This window comes from Nostoc sp. FACHB-190, assembly GCF_014696905.1.
GTDB lineage: Bacteria > Cyanobacteriota > Cyanobacteriia > Cyanobacteriales > Nostocaceae > Nostoc_B.
This window is the reverse complement of sequence record NZ_JACJQW010000009.1, coordinates 174,726-197,881: the sequence shown is the minus strand read 5'-3', so window position 1 is coordinate 197,881 and position 23,156 is coordinate 174,726. Positions and strand designations below refer to the sequence as shown.

15 protein-coding genes are annotated in these 23,156 nt (G+C 40.5%); 10 read left to right on the top strand and 5 right to left on the bottom strand.

Annotated features, from left to right (window positions below; all coding sequences use genetic code 11):
* Positions 1 to 229 precede the first annotated feature (229 nt).
* Positions 230 to 1,381 carry a histidine decarboxylase gene (locus H6G28_RS13370; protein ID WP_190590848.1) on the top strand — a complete coding sequence of 384 codons (1,152 nt, stop codon included), beginning with the start codon at positions 230 to 232 and terminating at the stop codon, positions 1,379 to 1,381.
* Positions 1,382 to 1,601: 220 nt separating this feature from the next.
* Entirely contained in the window at positions 1,602 to 2,366 is a 765-nt protein-coding gene (locus tag H6G28_RS13365) for an SDR family NAD(P)-dependent oxidoreductase (protein ID WP_190590850.1), read from the top strand.
* Between the two features lie 277 nt (positions 2,367 to 2,643).
* On the opposite strand, the gene H6G28_RS13360 is transcribed toward H6G28_RS13365, so the two are convergent.
* The 3 genes from H6G28_RS13360 to H6G28_RS13350 form a co-directional block, all read right to left on the bottom strand.
* The gene (locus H6G28_RS13360) at positions 2,644 to 4,371 is read right to left on the bottom strand and encodes a hypothetical protein (RefSeq protein ID WP_190671341.1); all 1,728 of its coding nucleotides are present in this window, start codon (positions 4,369 to 4,371) and stop codon (positions 2,644 to 2,646) included.
* Between the two features lie 103 nt (positions 4,372 to 4,474).
* Complete coding sequence (locus tag H6G28_RS13355; RefSeq protein ID WP_190590852.1) at positions 4,475 to 7,855, bottom strand: EAL domain-containing protein; 3,381 nt, start codon at positions 7,853 to 7,855, stop codon at positions 4,475 to 4,477.
* Between the two features lie 439 nt (positions 7,856 to 8,294).
* On the bottom strand, positions 8,295 to 9,611 hold the full coding sequence (locus H6G28_RS13350; RefSeq protein WP_190671268.1) for an aminopeptidase P N-terminal domain-containing protein: 1,317 nt from the start codon (positions 9,609 to 9,611) through the stop codon (positions 8,295 to 8,297).
* Positions 9,612 to 10,096: 485 nt separating this feature from the next.
* Between H6G28_RS13350 and H6G28_RS13345 the strand changes: the two genes are divergently transcribed.
* The 7 genes from H6G28_RS13345 (at position 10,097) to H6G28_RS13315 (ending at position 20,595) form a co-directional block, all read left to right on the top strand.
* Complete coding sequence (locus tag H6G28_RS13345) at positions 10,097 to 11,350, top strand: FG-GAP repeat domain-containing protein (protein WP_190671266.1); 1,254 nt, start codon at positions 10,097 to 10,099, stop codon at positions 11,348 to 11,350.
* A gap of 432 nt (positions 11,351 to 11,782) precedes the next feature.
* Positions 11,783 to 12,196, top strand: coding sequence for a DNA mismatch repair protein (locus H6G28_RS13340; protein ID WP_190590857.1), 414 nt, complete (start codon positions 11,783 to 11,785; stop codon positions 12,194 to 12,196).
* A 347-nt stretch (positions 12,197 to 12,543) separates the two neighbouring features.
* The gene (locus tag H6G28_RS13335) at positions 12,544 to 13,500 is read left to right on the top strand and encodes a protochlorophyllide reductase (RefSeq protein WP_190590858.1); all 957 of its coding nucleotides are present in this window, start codon (positions 12,544 to 12,546) and stop codon (positions 13,498 to 13,500) included.
* Positions 13,501 to 13,832: 332 nt separating this feature from the next.
* Complete coding sequence (locus tag H6G28_RS13330; RefSeq protein ID WP_190671264.1) at positions 13,833 to 14,324, top strand: gluconokinase; 492 nt, start codon at positions 13,833 to 13,835, stop codon at positions 14,322 to 14,324.
* A 354-nt stretch (positions 14,325 to 14,678) separates the two neighbouring features.
* A complete protein-coding gene (locus tag H6G28_RS13325; protein WP_190671263.1) occupies positions 14,679 to 16,016 on the top strand; it encodes a glycosyltransferase family 4 protein in 1,338 nt (445 codons plus the stop codon).
* A gap of 414 nt (positions 16,017 to 16,430) precedes the next feature.
* Positions 16,431 to 16,949 carry a hypothetical protein gene (locus tag H6G28_RS13320; protein WP_190671261.1) on the top strand — a complete coding sequence of 173 codons (519 nt, stop codon included), beginning with the start codon at positions 16,431 to 16,433 and terminating at the stop codon, positions 16,947 to 16,949.
* Positions 16,950 to 17,073: 124 nt separating this feature from the next.
* Positions 17,074 to 20,595, top strand: a complete 3,522-nt coding sequence (locus H6G28_RS13315) for an nSTAND1 domain-containing NTPase (protein WP_242054562.1) — start codon at positions 17,074 to 17,076, stop codon at positions 20,593 to 20,595.
* A 45-nt stretch (positions 20,596 to 20,640) separates the two neighbouring features.
* On the opposite strand, the gene H6G28_RS13310 is transcribed toward H6G28_RS13315, so the two are convergent.
* Together H6G28_RS13310 and H6G28_RS13305 are read right to left on the bottom strand one after the other, a co-directional pair.
* The gene (locus H6G28_RS13310; protein ID WP_190593284.1) at positions 20,641 to 20,838 is read right to left on the bottom strand and encodes a hypothetical protein; all 198 of its coding nucleotides are present in this window, start codon (positions 20,836 to 20,838) and stop codon (positions 20,641 to 20,643) included.
* Between the two features lie 182 nt (positions 20,839 to 21,020).
* Entirely contained in the window at positions 21,021 to 21,656 is a 636-nt protein-coding gene (locus H6G28_RS13305; RefSeq protein ID WP_190671259.1) for a TetR/AcrR family transcriptional regulator, read from the bottom strand.
* 92 nt (positions 21,657 to 21,748) lie between these two features.
* Here H6G28_RS13305 and H6G28_RS13300 point away from each other — a divergent pair, with 92 nt between their 5' ends.
* Positions 21,749 to 23,125 (top strand): HlyD family secretion protein, encoded by a 1,377-nt coding sequence (locus tag H6G28_RS13300; protein ID WP_190671257.1) that lies wholly within the window; start codon positions 21,749 to 21,751, stop codon positions 23,123 to 23,125.
* Positions 23,126 to 23,156: the final 31 nt, after the last annotated feature.

The window sequence follows — 23,156 nt, the reverse complement described above, 5'->3', positions numbered from 1 at the left end:
TTCCTGAGCGAAACTCCTACTTTTGCCGTTAGGAGATAATGCGAATATATATATTAGGTCAAACATGATTAATCCAAATATTTTCAGGAAATCTTCTCCGTGTAATCACTGCTTTATAGAATCTTTAATTGCAATAAGATAGTTATTAAGAAAACCTGAAAATATTGAATCACTACTTGAGATTCAGTGTAAAACTTGCGTGAACTAAAAATATAAACAATCAAGAAATATGTTAGATACTGTGAGCAAAGAGTTAGCACTTTTTTGGCAGCAAATAGAACAGAAAACGCAATTCCATGCAGGTTATCCATATAATTTAAGTTGTGATTTCACTTATCTAACCAAGTTCTTTAATTTTTTATTAAATAATGCCGGCGACCCCTATGTAGAGCCAGATTTTGGTCTACATTCCCGCAAATTTGAACAAGAAGTTCTATCATTTTTTTCCCAACTATATAAAATTCCCGAAAATGAGTCTTGGGGCTATGTAACTGCTGGCGGAACAGAGGGAAATTTATATGGAATGCTATTAGCAAGAGAAATTTATCCCGATGGCATTCTCTATTCATCTCAAGATTCTCATTACTCTATTGCTAAAGCTGCTAGACTTTTTGGGATAAAGCATCAAGTAATTAATTCCCAAACAAATGGCGAGATAAATTATCAACATTTATCCCAGGCAATTCAACAAAATTCCCAACGCCCAGTCATTCTTAACTTGAATATTGGCACTACTGTTAAAGGCGCAATTGATAACCTAGATAAAGTTCTAGAAATTCTCAAACAGCATCAAATTAAAGATTACTACATTCATTGTGATGCCGCGCTTTCGGGGATGATTTTACCATTTTTAGAGAATGCCCCCCAAATTAACTTTCAAAGACCAATAGATAGTATCGCTATTTCTGGTAAATTCATTGGTTCGCCCCTACCCTGTGGTGTAGTCTTAACTAAGAAAAAGTGGGTAGAAAAAGTAGAAACTATGATTGAATATCTTGGTTCTAAGGATACCACTATTCTTGGTTCTCGTAATGGTCATACGCCTCTAATTATTTGGTATGCGCTGAAAACCAGAGGTTATGAAGGATTCGCCAAAGAAGCAAAAACATGTATTCAAAACGCCCAATATTTATTCCAGCAACTTAAATTGCGAGAATATCCCTGTATGCTGAATAAATTCTCCAATACTGTTGTGTTTCAAAAGCCAAGCCAACCTTTAATTAAAAAATGGCAATTGGCTACTATGGATAATGTGGCACATCTGATTGTCATGCAAAATATAGACCGACACAAAATTGATACTTTCGTGAATGAACTGGTCTTACAAGAAGGATTATTACCAGAATCTGAATATTTACACTTACAACCAGTACTTTCTTAATTAAGTGTTGTTGAAAAACTGATCATTAACAATGGGTGTGAGGATTTTAAACATCCAGGACTTACGCACCAATCAATATTGTCTATGAAAATTGGGTGTAAGGATGTGTGAGTAAGGGTATTAGATACATACACCCCTGTACCCCTACACCCTCACCAAAATCCTTTTTATGCGTAAGTCCTAACATCTACACCCTGATACCAACAAGGACTAAGAATTTATGGAATTAGCAAATAAAGTTGCTTTAGTGACTGGGGGTAGTTCTGGTATTGGTCGAGCCACGGCTAAACTGTTTGCGGCTGAGGGTGCTAAAGTAGCGATCGCTGATATTGATACCACTGGTGGTTTATCTCTGCTGGAAGAAATCAAAAATAGTGGTGGAGAAGCCACTTTTCACAACTGCGATGTGAGTGATGAAAATCAGGTGCAGCATTGGATTGAAAGTGTCGTAAATCAATGGTACAGCATCGATATCTTAGTTGCGAATGCGGGAATTTTAGCCATTGGTTCTCTAGAAAAAGCTGGCAATTTTGATTGGGATAAAGTCTTAGGAACTAATGTTAAAGGCTATGCTTTTTGTGCTAAATATGCCATCCCCCATATACGTCAGCGTGGTGGTGGTGCAATTGTCAACGTTGCATCCATAGCGGCTTTGATTGCCTTTCCCAATTTTGCATTGTATAACACTACCAAAGGCGCAGTTGTCCAATTAACCCGCAGTTTGGCTCATGATTTAGCAACAGAAAATATTCGAGTTAATTGTGTTTGTCCAGGCGTAATTGATACATTACAGATACAACAATTTGCTGATTGGCAAGGTGTGACAAAAGAAGAAGCAATTCATCAACTCGCTGCAACAATTCCCGTCAAACGCTTAGGACAACCCCAAGAAGTCGCTCAAGCTATTTTATTTCTTGCTTCTGATAAAGCCTCATATATTACAGCAACATCCCTGGTGATAGATGGGGGTTATACGGTGCAGTAGTGAAGGGAGACAAGGGAGACAAGGGAGACAAGGGGAAGGTTTCGACACTTCGGCAAAGCTCACTAACCGAAGCCTATCGAGCATTGAGCGTTCGCGTAGCGTCTCCCTTGGGGAGAAGTCGAAATGCGTCTTTTAGCTATTTATAATCTGTAACCTATCACCTGTAACTTATAGGACTCATATTTGATTTATGAAAAAAATCAGTACACTCAGATCAAGCTGCTTTCCTACTCCCTGCCTACACAAATAGATTCAGAAATCACATCGGATTCCTATATCACCTGCTTTGATTTTGAAACTCATATCCCCCGGCTTTAATTGTCAATTTACCTGATTTCCATCCTTGATAAATTGGGCTTTTAACACCATCAGCACTTTGATAAACAGCAAAATGTTCTCGCCAATTATGTTGTTTACCATTGCGCCAAACTTTCGGTAAATTTACACCTTGATATTGCATTTTTACCTTACTAGAAACACCTTGATATTCCACTTCTCCCTGATCTAGCTGCTGTAGATTTAAGCAAGATTGAGAAATAACAGACTGTTGAAACTTCTCCCAGCTACCGTGGGTTTCTGGTTCACCAACTTCCAGGGCAAAGCCTGTGTATTTTTTACCATTACCTGTTGCTGTTAAAATTTGGTCATCAGGATATTGTTTTTGAATAGTTTGAGTTGCTGTTGCATTTACACCTTCCACCACTAAATTAATTGGTGTTAATGCCAGCCATGTTTTTTCGTATTTAATAAAAGTTATGCCCTTACTGCTCTCTACCAAGGCAGATTTAGGGAGAAAAAATTGAAATGGTGCTTGGGGTTGATGATTCAGCCAGATTACCAAATTACGATATTGAGCAATGTTTTCACCGCCAAGGGAAGCAGTAGAAATTTTTGTCGGGTCTGTGCCGGTGGAAGCAATAAAATAATCTACCCCCCGCCCAGAATTAAACGCCATCATTTTAAAACCGTTCCAGTCGCCGCCAGAACCTTGGGCTAATGTTCCTAATTGAAATGTCTGACCAAAATAAAGAGTTTCATAAAACTGTGGTGCAGCATCATTTCCTGGTTTCCAGTTTTCGTAAGTGGGTTTGGAATTAAGTAATTCCACTGGTTTGGGAAATTGCTTTTTTGCTAAAGCGACAATTGCTGGTGGGGGGCGGTAACTGCTGGTAATGAGGTGTACTTCGTCTGGGGATGGGTTGGGATCTGAGATGGGAGAATCACCAAAATATAGTCCTAATTCATGAGTTGCTAGAGAACACCAAACACAGTTACCGCCACTATTGTCACGCTTTGAGGGGCCACCAAAGCCACCGCGCCAATATTTCAACGCGCCGGATGCAAAAAACCAATCAAGTGCAGATTTAGCAAGAGATTTGGTTTCAGGATCTTGAGCAAAATCATAGAGGTTAATATAGCCTGTAATGGTATGTCCCAGGTAGTTTTCCGAGTCCCATTCGCCTTGACCAATTTGGTAGAGAGTGCGGATATCACGCCGAATACGTTCTTTATATATTTTGCGTGTGGCTTCGTTACCTGTTTCTTGGGCAAATAAATAAACTGCGACATTCCGCATTCCTTTTAGATTATCGGTGTTGCGGCAGTCTACCCAAGTATTGCAGTTATCAGATGATTTCACCCAAAATTTGCGCGGAGTGATCCACTTGCGTGTCAGTGGGTCTTTTTCGGTCAAAATTGCCATTGCTTTCCGCATTCGCTGACGATAACTTGGGTCAAGATATTTGCCAAAGTAAAAGTATTTGCGGACTTGGCCTTTGAGGGTAAAGCTAGAGTAAAAATCAATACCCAAGGTATGAGCATGAAGCTGACGATCAGCGTCTTCTGATTGTAAAAAAGCGATCGCCTTTTCTCGATTACCTGCTAAAAAGTCCATCATCGCTTTTGGATAAGATTTTTTTTCATTCTCAAAGGCTGTCGAACCGTATTTCTCACCAGCAAATTTAGCAATTGTTTGCTGAGAACGTTCTTGAAACTCAGCCTCCATCTGCGGTGTCCATTGCGACTCAGATTTAGGCTGGTTAGCACCCAGACATAACAAGCAAATGATAAAAGCTAACCCAGGGTGTAATTTTTTCATAAGTAATATATTACACTTCAAAAAACTTCTTCTCCGATAAATTACTGTGCAGTAGTCCTTCTACTACAGAACCTTCCAAGGCTGGGAAGAAGAAATATCCTTGCCCTTGGTCGCATTTTAAGGCTTTGAGTTGGGTTAATTGTTCTACTGTTTCAATGCCTTCGGCGGTGACTGACATATTTAAACTGTGGGCTAATGTAATAATGGCTCGCACAATTTCTAAATTTTCCCCCCGACTACCGATATTACGAATAAAAGAGCGATCGATTTTAATCGTTCTCAGTGGTAAGCGGTGCAAATAACTTAAGGATGAATAACCTGTACCAAAATCATCCATGTGTAACTCAATATTCAAGGTAGTTAATTGCGAAAGCATAGCGTTGGCTAATTCAAAGTTATCCATCAGCAAGCTTTCGGTAATTTCCAACTTCAAACTACTGGGTTCTAAACCTGTATTGTGTAGAACTTGTTGCACTTGTTTGACAATATCTGGCTGCATAACTTGTTTGCCAGAAAAATTGACGCTAATTGTTAAGGGTACACAAGCGGGAAATTGTTGATGCCATACTTGCAATTGGCGACAAGCTTCATAAAGCACCCATTGACCAATAGAAGCAATCATTCCGGTTTCTTCCGCTAAGGGAATAAATTCTTCTGGAGAAATAATCCCTCTTTCGGGATGATGCCATCTAATTAAGGCTTCAAAACCAACAATTCTACCTGTAACTAGAGACACAATTGGCTGATAGTGCAGGCGAAATTCTTCTTGCTGAATCAGTGCATGACGCATCGCCGTTTCTAGCTGCAATAGCAGAGATGCACTTTCGTGCATAGTGGGATGAAAAATTTCATAACGTGCTTTACCATTAGATTTTGCTGAATACATTGCCACATCAGCATCTCGCAGAATATGTGCAGCTTGCTCATAATTATTGCTACTTAAGGCAATCCCCATACTTGCGTTAGTAAAGACTTTATGTTCATTTAATTGAAAAGGTAAAGCCAGTAAAGTTTGAATGCGTTCAGCGACTTGAATTGCACCGTTGATACCATCGATTTCTTCCAGTAAAATTGTGAACTCATCACCGCCAAACCGCGCCACCATATCGCCTGCGCGTAAAATTGACTGGAGTCGATGGGAAATAGCAATTAACAGTTGATTGCCGAGTAAATGCCCTAAACTATCATTAATTACTTTAAAGCGGTCTAAATCTAAAAAAATAACAGCAAATACATAATCTAGCTTTTGTTTGCTGCGTTCTAGAGATAGTTTAACTCGCTCCATAAACAAAGATTGGTTGGGTAATCCTGTCAGGGCATCATGTAAACTGTTGTGCAGCAGTAGTTCTTGGGTTCTTTGTCGTTCCAGAATATCTTGTTGCAGCTGTTGATTAACTCTCATCAGTTCAATGGTACGTTCTGCGACTAACTGTTCCAACTGACAACGATATTGTTTGAGTTCTTCTTCGGCTAGTTTGCGTTGAGTAATATCTCGCAAAATGACAACATATTGTCCTAATGACAAATTAGAAGGCTGGGAAACAGTAGACTCTACAATATATGAACCATGTTTGGTGGTGAGAGTTTGTTCACTCCGCATCGACCATTGCTCTGGTTTACCATGATGGTTGATCAAGAAGAGATTTAAACTCTGTCCGATGAGTTGTTGAGTACTAATGTGAAATAATTCTTCTGCTGCTAAATTGGTCTGGATGATTGTACCTTGTTCATCCAAAACTAAAACAACATCGGGAACAGTATTGAGGGTGGTAATAAAGAGATTTTTGGCTTGTTGCCGTGCCTGATCAATGGCGGCAATTTGTGGTAGGGTAGTCCAGCAGGCGATCGCTACCCCCACAAACGAAAGCATAACCAACACAATAGCCAGTAAAGCATTGCGTGAGTTGTCATGAAATTCACCTAATAAATCACGCAAAATCCAACTGCCAATAGCAGAAGCACAAATCAGCGATACTAAAACAATTACCTGAAGTACTACAAAATCTGAGTTATTACTAGTAAATTTTTCGGTGTAACGTTCTGTCCACCATTGGGGATGAAATGGTGCAAAGTTACAGCGACGCAAGCCCATATCTCCCATCATCAACACCAAAGGAATAATCATCCCAATTAATAAATCTTGCCAACTCCAAGCTAATCCACCAACTACTAAAACTACTGCTTCTACCAAAAAAAAACCCAATGACCACCAAGGCCACAAAACTTCTACTTGATGGCGACATAACCACAAGCCAAAATGTAGCCCCATAATGGCTAACAAATAGCATGTACCTGCCACTGTCACCAAGTGAGATACACTGCCTAGATTCAAACAAAGCAAACTGAGTAAAAAAGTAATAAAAATAGCTGGCCCCAAAATGCCTTGGCGGGAAACTACCGTAAACACAGGCGACAACTGACCATCCAACGCCAGTTGGTAAAGAATCCGAGGAGAATTGGTAACGGCTGTGGCACAACTTAGCAGACAAGAAAACGCAATTAGCAGTGTAACTAAAAAAGGGGCAAATGAACCCCAAAAAGGTTGTGATGCCGCTAATAAATTCAAGAATGTATCTTCACCAAGATTAGTATTGGTAACGGTACACATTAATACCCACGAACCACCAAGAAAAACAGGGGGAATTAGCCAAGTTGCTGTGGTTAAAAAATTCAAAGTTTTTTGCGGAGAACGGCTATCGGCAACAAAAGCAGTTGTGGTTTCACAAGCGTAAACTGAATAACTGGCTAGGAAAAACCACTTTGCCCATTCGGCAAAAGTTAGGCTGTGGGTACTAGGTGGAAATAAATTAATTCCCTGAGATAAAACTAACCAAAATATACCTTGAGTACAAAATAAAAGTACTAACGAAATTGCCGGAATTACAAAAAATAAGTGTAGTAGGGCGACAGCACGAGTCCCGCTAAAGGCCACAATAAAGGGAATTGCTGTGAAGGTAATTTTTAAGAAAGTTTCTGGACAGGAAATACCTAAAGGTTGAAAATTAACTTTAACTAAGTCTGTCAGGATAATTGCGTATAATGCGGGTGCGGCTGCCCAGCTAAAATAATAAGCCAAAGCAACATAAAGACCCAAATGAGGATAGTTTTTGAGTAGCCGAGCCGTATAATTAGGTGTCCCTCCGGTTACATCCAGCCAATGTTTACCTAAACTTTGGATTTGTAAGTTCAAAATACAGGAAACAATTGTCCCAAACACCCACACAAAAACAGCTTTAGATCCTAATGCTGCATGGATAACCGGTGCAGTGCCAATCCATCCTACATGACCCGTCAGCCCAAAGCCCCAGGTTTCTAGATAACTTAAGGTACGTGGCAGGCGCATTACTAACCGTTGGGTTTTTTCGCCCTGCACAGAACTATTACTGACCATTGTTTTCTAGCTAGATGTACTGACTATCATCCACTGAATAACTGATCTGATTTTTTATGGCTTCCGTGTAACTGCTGAACTTACCTAGAAAATCTTAAGTGTGAACAAAAGGGAGTAGGGAATTGGGAGTCGGGAGTGGGGGTTTGACCCGAATTTCTCACGTATGGGTAGCGGGTGTGGAGAGAGAGGGGAGTGTGGGGAGTGTGGGGGGTGTGGCTTTCAAGGGCAGGTTTTTAAACCTTCGATAAATAGTTGAGAATATTCTCAATTATGAAACGTAGTTTTAACTGTTCAGACAATAATTTTGGTTTTAAAAGCCCAAAAATTTGTCTAATAAAAAAAGCCTGCCCTTGAAAGGGGGGGTGTGGGAGGGGTGTAAGGGAAAATTTTGACCAAAAAGGCAGAATTTATGGGTATTTCCTCTTACTTCCTGCCTTCATTAGCCTACTCGTTCTATCTCATCGATTTCTTTGGGAACTCCAGCAGTTAATACTTCATGGCCTGTGGGTGTGACGAGTACATCATCTTCGATGCGAATGCCAATACCAATCCAACGTGGGTGGGTTTGTGGTTGGTCTTCGGCTAGTTTTGTATCTGGAACAATGTATAGCCCTGGTTCGACTGTGAGGACTTGACCGGGTTGTAAAATCTGCGGTTTGTCGTCACCATGTTGGTAAACGCCAACATCATGCACATCTAAGCCTAACCAATGGCTGGTGCGGTGCATATAATATGGTTTGTATTTTTCTTCTTCGATGATTTTGTCAAGTTCGCCCTGGAGAATGCCAAGGTCAATTAAGCCTGTGGTGAGGACGCGCACAGCAGTATCGTGAACTGCTTTAAAGGTGTTACCTGGTTTGACTTGGGCGATCGCTTGTTTTTGTGCTTCTAGTACAATTTCATACAATGTCTTTTGTTCTGGCGTAAACTTACCACCCACGGGAAATGTCCGGGTAATATCGGAGTTGTAATAATTGTAGGCACAGCCAGCATCAATTAATAGCAGTTCGCCATCTTGCATCTGACGATTATTTTCAATGTAGTGGAGGACGCAAGCATTCACCCCTGAAGCCACAATTGAAGGATAAGCCGGCCCCATTGCACCCCGGTGGCGAAATAGCCATTCAATTTCGGCTTGGATTTCGTATTCATAACGTCCGGGTTTGGTAATCGCCATTGCTTGATTATGTGCTTCAATAGCGATCGCAGCTGCTTGGCGCATCATTTCTAATTCGGTTTCTGTTTTAATTAGGCGCATACTGTGAAGCACCGTACAGGTATCTTCAATGGCAATTGGCCCTGTACCTCGTTTGGGATAAGTCCGCAGTAAACTTTGATAATGTGCTAAAACTTTTTCATTAAATTTGCGATCGCGCCCCAAGTGATAATAAATGCGATCGGATTTTTCGAGATATTGGGGCAATTTCTCATCTAATTCATTGATAGGATAAGCTGCATCAGCGCCATAAATTTCTTTGGCTGCATCCACCCCGCAGCGATAACCAGACCAAACTTCTTTTTCTCGGTCTTTTGGCTGGACAAACAACACAAAACGATGTTCGGGGTGATTTGGTGTTAACACTGCCACGGCTTGCGCTTCATTAAAGCCTGTTAAGTAGAAAAAATCACTGTCTTGACGATAAGCATATTCGACATCGTTGTGCATGACTGCCATTGGCGCACTGCGAAAAATCGCCGTACCATTGCCAATTTTTGCCATTAATTGCTCCCGACGCTGCCGATATTCTAATTGCATAGTTTTTCAATTTGTCAGTTAAATACTGTGTTATTTTACCTTACCTAGTATTTAAGGCTGAGTCAAAAACCCATCCTCAGCAATCTTCATACAGCACTTTTGAAGTAAGTGAGGTACAGCATGAGTAATAAGTAATGAGTAACGAGTAGTGAGTTATTGTATTCAGAACTTTTGGAGAATTTGATTTTTGTATTGTTTGGTCATTTTAAGTTTTGCCTGCTGATAATTAGATGACAAACTTATTTTATATATTTAAAGCCTGACATAAATAAAATACGCTGACAAATCGGATGATTGATTATCTACGACTTGCAAAAATAAATAAAATAACTTATATAAAATAACTTGTATAGAAACCTTGATATTTTAAATAGCAAAATGTTTAGCTGTGAAACCATAAAAAGATAATAACTGTTATTAAAATACAGAAATGACTAAGAGCTTTAAGTTAAAACTTTGAAGACAACCAGTGATCAGAACGCACTATGTCTTTAACTTCAAAATCATCAGCATTACAAGTAACAGCATTTTCTGACTCTTTGAAAAAATCCAGTGATTTGTTAGACGTTCTCGACAACAATCAAGGAATTGGCAAAACTTTTTTAGGCAGTAGTTCCGCGTCAACATTAGATACAAGCTCTTTATCAACACAGCAAAATACAACATCAAAAGTTACAGCCAGCGCCAATCCTAACCCCAACCCTTACCTAAAGAGTGCAGCGATCGCACCTGATTTTAACGGTGATGGTAAAGTTGATAAACTCTGGGTGAATGCTCAAACAGGTGAGATTGTCCTACGCCTCATGGATGGTGGACAAATCCTCTCCCAAGGTTCTATGGGTACGTTTGACATTAACTCTTGGACTTACAGAATTGCCGATTTTAATAATGATGGCAAAACTGACTTTCTGTTGCGGAATATGAAGACAGGGGAGAACAGAGTTGCCCTCATAGATGGTACAAGAGTCGCTAGTACCGCCGCCTTAGAAAGAGTAGATCCCAACTTGAATCCCTTAATTGGTGATTTCAATGGCGATCGCAAAACAGATATCTTCTGGAATAATGCTCAAACTGGCCAAAATGCCCTTTGGACAATGGATGGTACAAGAGTTTCCAGTGCCAATGTTCTAGAAACCACAGCAGTTGGTTTAACTCCCACCGTTGTTGATTTTGACGGTAACGGTAGAAGCGATATCTTCTGGCGCAATGCCAATACTGGCGCTAACAGTGCTTGGTTTATGAATGGCACACAAGTCAGCAAGTTTAACCTACAATCTCAATCTTCGGCTTTAACTCCCATCCTCGGCGATTTCAACGGCGACTTAAAGACTGATATTCTGTGGCGTAACTCTTCCAGTGGTCAAAACAAAATTTGGACTATGAACGGTATCGTCGTCACCGAAGCCGCAGCTAAGACACTCGATTCTTCTTGGCAAGCTAACATTGTTGATTTTGACGGTGACGGCAAAACCGATATCTTCTGGCGCAATAAAACAACTGGTGAGAATACAGCTTGGTTAATGAATGGTACAGCCGTTAAGTCTGAAGCCTTCCTCCCCAGCAACAGCGCATCCTTGACACCATCCTTTGGCGATTTCAATGGCGATGGTAAAACCGATGTCTACTGGCGTGATCAAGCTTCTGGTGCAGATAAGATTTGGACAGTGAATGGCACACAAGCTACAGAATCTACTGTCGCTACTCAAAGTAGACTTGGTGCGGCTTGGTATACCGGCTAAAAATTGGTGATTTCGGGTGCGATTCTGACCACAGAAGGTAATGGTGATAGTCAACATTCCGAATCATTGATGAATCAGTACTCTACTAGATAGATATTCTTATAGTACTGATTCTCCAACTCTGATCCATTGTGAATTTTTACCTTTAACCTTCTGTTATGGCAGTATGCTCTGACTTTGAGCATACTGCTTATTTAAAATTAGACGGATTTTAGTAACGTCCTGTATAAGCGAGATTAATCACTTTCTTTTTCTAGCCTCTGTTCATTACATTGATATACGCCTTCTTTCCTACTCCCTTTCTACAGCAACAGATTCAGCCATCAAACCAGATTCCTATATATCTCAAGATAGAGTTAATAAATTATCCCTAAGTGGGAATACTAACTTTAACCAACATCATTGGTTAAGCACATTGTGAGGTTTATACCCATGTCAGAAATTAACATCGGTGATTATTTAGCTCACCCCTTGGTGAGATATCGCAATCATTTAGAATTCAATGGTTATCACGTTGATGAAGAAGATGAATTACTGTTATGTCGCCACCCAAGAAAGCATGGTTTAATAGTTAAGAATGTACCAAATCGAGGTGTATTAATTAGAATTCTTTATTCTTGCAATCTGAATGTAGATAGATATAATCTTTTAGAATACGTAAATGAACTGAATTTATTATTTATGTTTATGAAAGCATATATTGATAATTCAGGCAGTAATTTATATATGGAAACCTTTTGTGAGGGTGAATATGATAGAACAAATTTTTCAATTGTCTTAGACAATATTGAATATGACATGGAAATGTTTATCAATCATCATCAAACTAGAGAATGTTTATTATAAAATAAAAATTAAATAGAGATTTGTGGTGGGTTCTGCCCACCATTATTTTTTTATTAGAGGTTATTTCTAGCAATTCTATTTGATATAGGAAGATACGAGACAAGGCAGATAAGGGATATAGGTTTATCAATCATTTAGGATTGCTACATATAAAGTCAGTGGTGGTCTTTTTCCCTCACTGATTCAGCACCGAGCTTAGTCGAAGTGTCAATTCTGACTCCTGAATTCTGACTTCTGAACTCTGTAATTGTTAACAATTATTAAGCAAAAATTGATAGATAATCTGTATAACCGAGTGATGTAAAATCCAGAAGATAGTAAAAGGCGATAACAGAGTCTGAATAGCAATGGCACAGGATCGTAAGTCAACGGTTGTAATCACAGGTGCGTCCTCTGGGGTAGGTTTGTACGCTGCAAAAGCATTTGCTCGCAGAGGATGGCACGTTGTCATGGCCTGCCGAGATTTGGCAAAGGCTGAAAACGCTGCTCAAGAAGTAGGCATACCCAAGGACAGCTATACCCTTATGCACATTGACCTGGGTTCTTTGGATAGTGTGCGCCAATTTGTCAACAACTTTAGAGCCAGTGGCAAATATTTAGATGCGGTGGTGGCGAATGCGGCGATTTATATGCCATTAATCAAAGAGCCATTACGCAGTCCCGAAGGCTACGAATTAACCATGACCACCAATCACCTTGGTCATTTTCTGTTGTGCAAACTCTTGCTGGAAGATATGAAAAAATCTCCGGCTGCGGATAAGCGAATGGTGATTTTGGGAACTGTTACCCACAACCCAGACGAACTAGGTGGTAAAATTCCGCCACGTCCAGACTTGGGTGATTTAGAAGGCTTCGCCGCAGGTTTTAAAGCACCGATTTCGATGATTGACGGTAAGAAATTTGAACCCGTTAAAGCTTACAAAGATAGTAAAGTTTGCAACGTGTTAACCATGCGCGAACTGCATCGACGCTATCACGAATCAACTGGTATTACCTTCACCTCTCTCTATCCGGGATGTGTGGCTGAAACACCACTATTCCGCAACCACTATCCTTTGTTCCAAAAACTCTTCCCCTTGTTCCAGAAATATATTACCGGGGGATATGTCTCTCAAGATACGGCAGGAGAACGGGTTGCAGCCGTGGTGATTGAACCAGAATATAAGCAATCTGGTGCTTATTGGAGTTGGGGAAATCGCCAGAAAAAAGAGGGTAAATCTTTTGTGCAGACAGTTTCTCCCCAAGCGCGGGATGATGCTAAAGCTGAACGCCTGTGGGATTTGAGTGAAAAGCTAGTTGGGTGATTGTAACTGAGTTACGGTGATGAAAATAGGGTGTAAGGGTTTTGGATATATACCCTTACACCCTTGCGCTGTAAATATAGGCTGTTGATTTTGTACCTTTTTAGGGATGGAAGATTGAGTAATGAGTAGTGAGTGATGAGTTAAGACGTATGTAAGAAATCTCTCAAGCTCTGATAACTTTGTATCTTACTCTGTGGGTTTACCGTTAGGCGTTATCGTAAGAGTAGCCGAAGAGCGCATCTAGGTTTTTTCATAATTTCGCGTAAGTCCTATTGACTCATCACTCATTACTCCTTACTCATTACTCAAAATCAACACCCTACTAATTACAAATGATAATTTTAATCATGGGAGTGACTGGTGCTGGTAAAACCACCATTGGTCAAGCATTAGCAGCAGGAACAGGATGGGAATTTTGCGATGCTGACTGGTTTCATTCAATTGCTGCGAAAACCAAAATGAGTCGAGGAGAAGCGTTAACAGATGCCGATCGCCAACCTTGGTTACAATCATTACAAACTGCGATCGCTCAATGGTTACAAGCAGAGAAAAACGTGATTTTGGCTTGTTCGGCACTCAAAGCCAGTTATCGTAATATTCTTGGGGATCATGATCCACGGGTAAAGCTAGTGTATCTCACAGGCAGTTATGAGTTAATTGCCCAAAGATTGCGCGATCGCCACAATCATTTTATGAACGCCAATCTTTTACAAAGCCAGTTTGATACCTTAGAAGCACCCACACCTCAAGAAGCCGTTTATATTGATATCTCTCAAGATTTAGCCGCAATTTTGCAGCAAATCAGAAACAGCGTCCAGGTTTAAGTTTTATCGGCACTGCCTTCTGACTTGAAAGTGCTGAGTGCTGAGAGGGGTGAGGAGTAGACAAGGTAGAGGGGGGAGACAAGGTAGAAAGATTGCGTCCTTATCTCCCTTGTCTCCCTTGTCCCCCTTGTCTCCCCTGCTTCCTGCACCCTGCCTCAGTTAATGTGTATATCAGTGTATTTTAATTTCGTATAAATTGATATAATCTTCCATACCCAATAGAATCGAGTGCAGATTATACATATATTTTTACAATTCTGCAATATTTAAATTCCCTATTAATTTGACTCTTAAACCAGCTAGAAACCTATCCTAAATTGAGCCTAATTACTACAAAAATCTTATCAATAACTCATGCAGATTTTGATTTATTCCTATAACTACCATCCAGAACCAATTGGAATTGCACCTTTAATGACGGAACTAGCAGAGGGACTGGTAAAAAAAGGTCATGAGGTGCGGGTAATTACAGGAATGCCAAATTATCCACAACGCGAAATTTATCCAGGTTATCAGGGTAAGTGGTACATCACAGAAAAAATTAATGGTGTAACAGTTCAGCGCAGTTACTTGCGAATCAAGTCTAAACCTAATTTGCTGGATAGATTATTATTAGAATTAAGTTTTATTTTGACGAGTTTACCGCAGGCTTTGAGAGGTAAACGACCGGATGTTATTTTGCTGACGATACCACCTTTATTAGTGACATTACCTGCGGCTTTATTAGGAAAAATATACAATTGTCCGGTAGTATTAAATGTCCAAGATATTCTCCCAGAAGCGGCGGTGCGTGTCGGCTTAATGACAAATCAAAGGATGATTAAATTTTGTGAGTTCTTAGAGAAATTTGCTTACAGAAATGCTCAAGCCATCAGTGTCATTGCTGATGGTTTTTTAGAAAATTTAGTGAATAAAGGCGTATCTCCCCAAAAAATTACTTGTATTCCCAATTGGGTCAATGTTAATTTTATTCATCCTTTCCCACAAAATCAAAATCCCTGGAGAATCGCCCATCAATTAGAGGGAAAATTTGTGGTGATGTATTCTGGAAACATTGCCTTAACTCAAGGTTTAGAAACAGTAGTGGCGGCGGCGGCTAGGTTGCGTCATCTTCCTAAAATTACCTTTGTGATTGCGGGAGAAGCGATCGCTCTGGGAAGATTACAACAATATTGTTTAGCCTGTGGCGCAGATAATGTTTTACTCTTACCCCTACAGCCGCGCGAACAACTCCCGCAAATGTTAGCGGCGGCTGATATTGGCTTAATTGTCCAAAAACGCAACGTCATCTCCTTTAATATGCCTTCTAAAATTCCTTTGCTGTTGGCGAGTGGTCGTCCAATTGTGGGTTCAGTACCAGCCACAGGTACGGCGGCGAAAGCAATTCGAGACAGTGGTGGCGGTGTCATTGTCGAACCAGAATCCCCAGAAGCCTTAGCCGATAAAATTTTAGAGTTGTACCATCAACCACAGCTAAGAGAACATTTAGGGCAGCAAGGTAGACAATTTGCGGTTGAATATTATGCTTGTGAACAAGCAATTGCCAGATATGAAGAATTATTTATCGATGCGATCGCTAAACAGCAGTCAACCGTTGATCATGTTTTAAAATTAAATTCTCCAGACTCTCAGATTGATATTCACCAAACTCCAAAATTGCGCGATCGTCGTACGGTAAAAACTGGAAAATAGAAACTAGTAACAAGTTACAGTCAAAGATATAGGAGTCCTATTTGAGAAATGAACAAAAGAGACAAGGAGGACAAGGTAGACAAGGTAGAGAGATGTTTGTATATCATTAGGACTTACGCAACTGGCATATTTTTTCTGTAGGGTGTGTGACGCAACGGGAAGATTTGAAAGTAGTCATCAGATTTATAGCGTCACGCACCAACCACCAATTGTGACACTTACGTAAGTCCTGATCATTTAGGATTGCTATAGTAACCTTGGGGTAGGAGTAGGGAGCAGAAAAGATAATGTTTTAGTTACAGTGTTTTTCATCTCCATGAGGTACATTCCTCTAGTCTCTAGCCTCTATTCCCTATCAACTTATACTGCACTCAACCGAAAAACGCTGTATGTCGCTTTTTTCACAAATCAAATATGAGTCCTATATATATTCAAATTGTTAGTCAAACTCCGGGACGGCTAAGGCTGCGAATTTCTCCTCAAAATCTAGAACAAGCAGAAATTCAGTTGACTGCTAATTACCTCAAAACCTTTTTCCCACAGGTTGAACAGTTAAAGGTAAATTCTCAAACAGGCAGTGTAACTTTTTATGCTGCCGATGCAAACACTGATTTTGCAGAAATTATCGATAAATTGCAGGCTCAAGGCATTGTTATTATTGAGATTCCCAAGGAAAAACCCCAGTCGCCAAGTTTTGCTACCAGCTTATTGGGAATAAATGAGCAAGTTAAAAAAATTACGAAAGAAAGTGTAGATTTACGAGTTATTATACCTTTTACTGTTGTGGCGATCGCACTCAAAAGAGTGCTACCACCCTTGGCGCGATGGAAAACAACCACTTTATATTTGCTGTTGTGGTATGGCTTAGAAAGTTTGGTGAAACTTAGCGATAACGAAAAATCACCGACTGATACAACAGGAGATGAGGAATAGGGTAGAGGTTATAGGTTACAGGTTATAGGTTGATAAAAATCCGTGCCACAATCCTCAGAATTTTACGGTGAAATACTGAGCTTTATCTAGTTGCGAAGAAATCATTGACCTGAGTTTTAACGCCTTGGCTTTAGGTCAACAACCACCCACGTATAATTCTTGTTGTCCTTTCTTGGGCTTGTATCCTTTCCGCGAAGAAAACCGCGAGTTTTTCTTTGGGCGAGAACAATTAATTGTTCAACTCAATGAAAAACTGACAGAACATAACTTTTTAGCTGTGTTAGGTGCTTCTGGGAGTGGGAAATCATCAGTGGTATTAGCAGGGCTGATTCCTGCATTACAAGCAAAACAGCCGCATTTAGTTGTGTCATATATGACACCCAGTAATAACCCAATGGCGCAATTGCAAGCAACATTGGCTGGCGGGGAAAATCAACAACCTGCACCTTTAGTTGAGTCGTTGTGTTTGTTGGATATTGAAAATGAATGGGTTCCAAAACCAGAAACCGCCGTTGAATTAGCTAATGGTGGTGGTGGTGTTGCTGTCAGCACGACTGTTAAGCAAACTTTTATTTTAATCGTTGACCAGTTTGAGGAACTATTTACCCTATGTCCTGATGAAACCGAACGTCGGGAATTTATCGCACAAGTTTTAAACTTAACTCAACAGCAAAAAGTTGTAATTACGATGCGGGCAGATTTTTGGGGAGAATGCGCTCCTTACCGGGAGTTGAAAGAACTTATGGAAGCCCGACAAAAATTGATTGCGCCAATGGATGGGACGGAATTGCGAAAAGCAATGGAAATGCAAGCTGCACAGGTAGGTTTGCGGTTTGAACCAGGGTTGAGTAACACCATTCTGGATGATGTTCAAGGTGAACCGGGGGCAATGCCATTGTTGCAACACGCACTGCTAGAGTTATGGAAGCGGCGACATGGCAGATGGTTGCAGTCGGGGGAGTATGAAGCGATTGGTGGTGTGAGGATGGCGATCGCTCAAACTGCCGATGATGTTTACAATACCCTATCACTGTCGGAACAGGAACAAGTTAAAAATATTTTCATTCGCCTCACCCGTCTAGATGACAGCGTTATTCAAGGAGACATCCGCCGCGATACAAGGCGCAGAGTGTGGTTAGATGAGCTAGTTCCAACGGGTAGTACAGCAGCATCAATTAAAGAACTAGTTAATCGATTAGCTGGGGAAGGTGCAAGACTGGTAGTTACTAGTATTGATAGTTCTACAAGTAAAGAAGAAGTGGAAGTAGCCCACGAAGCATTAATTCGCTACTGGCCAAGATTACTGAATTGGTTGGATGAAAACCGCACTAATTTGCAACTACGAGAAACTATTCGTCAAGCGGCGTTAGATTGGGACAAGCAACAAAAAGATGATAATTATTTAGTGCATCGTGGCGGGAGATTAGAAGATGCTCAAGTCTTAGCCAAACAAACCGGATTTCTCAACCAACTTGAGGCTAACTATGTTAACGCTTGTATAGAGTTACGCCAGCGTCAAGAAGCAGAAAAAGAAGCCCGTCGCCGTCGAGAAATTAGAACAGCCAGGGGGGTGGCTGGTGGTGCAGTTGTGGCTGTGATGATTAGTGCTAGTTTGGGACTGGTGGCTTGGTCTCAAAAGCAAGAAGCCGAAATAGCTAAGGCGGAGGCTATTACTCAATCTTCGTTAGTACTGTTTGATTCTCATCAAGAATTGGAAGCACTGATAAAAGGAATTAAGGCTGGAAGAATCTTTAAAAAACAAAAAATTAACTACATTCCAGCTATGGTAGCTTTGCAAAAAGCAGTTTATGGAATCAAGCAGCGCAATAATTTTACACACGGCAGTGTAGTCTATGGCATGGCTTTTAGTCCCGATGGCAAGACATTCGCTTCTGCTGGTAGAGACAAAACAATTAAAATCTGGGATCTTAAAGGCAAGCTACTGCAAACTTTTATAGGACATCAAGATTCTGTTATCAGTGTTGCTTTTAGCCCAGATGGTAAAACCATTGCCTCTGCTAGTGATGACAAAACAATCAAACTTTGGGATTTAAACGGTAAAGAACTACGAACCTTTAAAGGACACCAAGCTGAGATTAATAGTGTAGCCTTTAGTCCAGATGGTAAAACTATTGCTTCTGGTAGTTTTGACAATACTGTGAAACTTTGGGATTTAAGCGGTAAGGAACTGCAAACCTTTAAAGGGCATAAAGATAGGTTAATTAACGTGGTATTTAGTCCAGATGGTAAAATTATTGCTTCGGCCAGTTTAGACAATACTGTGAAACTTTGGGATTTAAATGGTAAGGAACTGCGAACCTTTAAAGGGCATCAAGCTGGGGTCAATAGTGTGGCATTCAGTCCAGATGGTAAAACCATTGCTTCTGCTAGTGATGACAAAACGGTGAAACTTTGGGATTTAAACGCTAAGGAACTGCTAACCTTTAAAGGACATCAAAATCAAATCTTAAGAGCAGTTTTTAGTCCAGATGGTAAAACTATTGCTTCTGGTAGTTTTGACAATACTGTGAAACTTTGGGATTTAAGCGGTAAGGAACTACAAACCTTTAAAAAACAGAACACTGCACTTAGAAGTGTAGCGTTTAGTCCAGACGGTAAAACGATTGCTTCGGCTGATTGGGGCAATGATGTGACACTGTGGAATTTAAGTACTAAGGAATTAAAAACCCTCAAAGGACATGAAAATTATGTCTATAGAGTAGTGTTTAGTCCCGACGGTAAAACTATTGCTTCTGCTAGTTATGACAGTACCGTGAAACTTTGGGATTTAAACGGCAAGCTACTGCAAACTTTCAAAGGAGATATCTATCCAGTCTATAGCGTAGCGTTTAGTCCAGACGGTAATACCATTGCTGCTGCTAGTTATGACGGTACCGTGAGACTTTGGAATTTAAACGGCAAGCTACTGCAAACCTTCCAGACACACCAAGTTTGGATTAATAAAGTGGTGTTTAGTCCAGATGGTAAAACGATTGCTTCTGGTAGTTCGGACAAAACAATCAAACTTTGGGACTTAACTGGTAAACTACTGCAAACCTTCAAAGGGCATCAAGATTCGGTCTTTAGTGTTGCATTTAGCCCCGATGGTAAAACTATCGCTTCTGCTAGTTTTGACAAAACTTTAAAACTTTGGGATTTAAGCGGTAAAGAACTACAAACCTTTAAAGGACATCAAGACCAGGTTACAGGTGTTGCATTTAGTCCAGATGGTAAAATTATTGCTTCATCAGGTGTGGATTGTAACATAAAACTTTGGGATTTAAGCGGTAAGGAACTACGAACCTTCAAAGGATATGATTATACAGTCACAAGCGTAGTATTTAGTCCTGATGGTAAAACCATTGCTTCTGCTAGTTATGACAAAACAGTGAAACTTTGGGATTTAAGCGGTAAACTACTACAAACTTTCCAAGGACATCAAAAAGAGATATACGATCTGGCTTTTAGTCCCGACGGTAAAACCATTGCTTCCGCTAGTTATGACAAAACCGTAATTTTGTGGGATTGGAATCTAGATTCTTTGATGGTTAGTGCTTGCGATTTGGCGCGAGATTATCTCCAGAATAACTCGACGGTAGAAGAAAGCGATCGCCATCTGTGCGACGGTATCAGCACACCACAATAAAAAATGTATGAAATTTAACCTTAATTTCGTGAATTAGTATAACTCCTATTCTTGTTCATATTTCTCGATTAAAGTTATTAGTAATTCATAAATCTCAGCTTCTTCTGGAATAAGATTAGAACGCCGTGTTAATTCTTCGACAATAGCTAAAATTCGTTCTTTTTCCGCCTCAGTTTTAATTAACTTTGGCTGATATTTAATTAATAATTCTTTATATTTATCTTGATTAAAAATTAGGGGCATTTTTCCATTCCTTTTGATGATATTCAGAATGTTTATGAAGAAGAATTCAGAAATCAGGAGCCAGAATTCAGTATAAATTGTGTATAACACTTTGGCAGGTTTATAGCGGTTTTCATTCCAGTGAGGTACATTTCCCTAGCCTCTAGCCTCTAACCTCTTTTCCCTATCTACCTGTACTGCACTCAACCGAGACATGCTGTAGACTGACTCATTACCAAAGTCATCAAACTATCTAACAGGCGATCGCGTGACAAAGACATCAGTTCTTTTCCATACATAATTTCTTGTAGAATTACATAGGAAACTAGCGAACCCATAAAAATATGAGCGATCGCTTCTGGGTCAGTAATATTTAATTCTGGATGGGATGCAAAATACTGACTCAACAAAAATCGACCACGTTGCACAACTGTTTGATTATAAAGTTTGGCGAGTTCAGGAAAGTTTTGTGATTCCGTAATCACTAAGCGCAACAGCGCCACATAATCAGGATTATCGGCAACTTTGGTTAAGTAAGTTTCGCCAACTTGACGTAATAAACTGGCTGGTTCACCTTGTAATTCTGTGTGAGCAAAAATACTTTGAAAACACCTGAGTGTTAACCTTTCCATTAACGCTGTAAACAGCCCTTCTTTATCTTGAAAGTGACTGTAAATTGTTTGTTTAGAAACTCCAGCTTCTGTACTCACCCTATCCATACTAGTTTTTGCGTAACCTTCGCGCAAAAATACTCGAATTGCGCCTTGCAAAATTTGCTCTTGTTTTTGCGTAATTGCAGGTAACTCAATTTCCAGTGGGGATGTAGAGGTATGAGGCATGAAAAGTAAATTTTTTTGCTGATCTCTTGCTGTATCATACTGGACAGTCTAGTATGATGACCAAAATATTTTGGACAATTCAGGATGCTACTATGACTCAGACTGCCCCAATTCCCCCGGAAAGTCTTACAAATGTCCCAGTATCCAAACCGCAGCATCGTAAAAAACCAATACCTTTAATCATTGGAGGTGTATTGGTAATTGCTGGTATTGGCTATGCAGTCTGGCATAGTCAACCCCAAGGCGCAACAAATGTGTTGAAAGTTAGCGGGCGCATTGAGGGTTATGAAACCGAAATTGGGGTGAAGCGTTCCGGCAGAATTGAGTCAATTGCCATGCGGGAAGGGACGGCAGTCAAAAAGGGACAAGAATTAATCACAATGGATGACAGCGATGATCAACTTTTACAAGACCAATTGCGGGGTGCAGAAGCGAGGATAGCATCGGCTGAATCAGATGAACAACAAGCAATTTCTGATGTTGAGCGAGTAGAAAGAGAAATTCAAGAAATTACCAGCCAAATTAACGAAGCCAAATTGAATGTACGCCAATCTCAAGGTGATACCCAAGGCAGAATAGAACAGGCACAATCGAACGTTGCTGCCGCCAAAGCAATATTAGTCCAGGCAGAAGCCCAAGTTAAACAAGCAACAGCAGAAGTAAATTTAGCACGAGTCAACCGCGATCGCTACGCCAAATTAGTCAAAGAAGGCGCGATTAATCAACAACAATTCGACCAAGCCCAAACCACCCTGGACACAGCCATAGCCACCTTAGAAGCCAGACAAGCGGCAGTGAACGCCGCAAATCAGCAATTAAGTGCAGTCGAAGGGGCGCTAACCCAAGCCAAAACCACAGGCTTTAACCCGGATATTCGCAACGCCCAGTTAACAGCCTTAGTCCGCAAGCAACAGCAAAGTTACGCCCAACTGAAATCTGCACAAGCTAAAGTTAAATCTGCACAAGCTAAAGTCAAAGATGCCCAAGCCGCCAAACAACAAATCCTCACCCAAATTGCCGACTCTAAAAAAGATTTAAACGTCCTCAGCCCCATAGATGGTGTAGTCACAGCCCGGAGTGCCGAACCAGGGGCAGTAGTGAACAGCCAAACAAAGATATTGACCATTGTTGACCCCAAAACATTGTATTTTCGCGGTTTTATTCCCGAAGGCGACATTGGCAAAGTACGCTTAGGACAAACCACAAAAATTATCCTAGATTCTGCACCAGACAAACCCTTGCAAGGTAAAGTTATAGCCATTGATCCCCAAGCTTCCTTTACACCAGAAAATATTTACTTCCAAAAAGATAGAGTCAGACAAGTCGTCGGTATTCGCGTTGAAGTCACAAACCCCGATGGTTGCTTTAACCCCGAAAATCCCTATGCCCAATCAGATTTGCCCTGCGCCAAAATTGGGATGCCGGCTGATGGGGAGATTCAGTTGAAGGGAGTGGGGAGTAGGGAGTAGGGAGTAGGGAGTGGGAAAGATACTTGTTTGC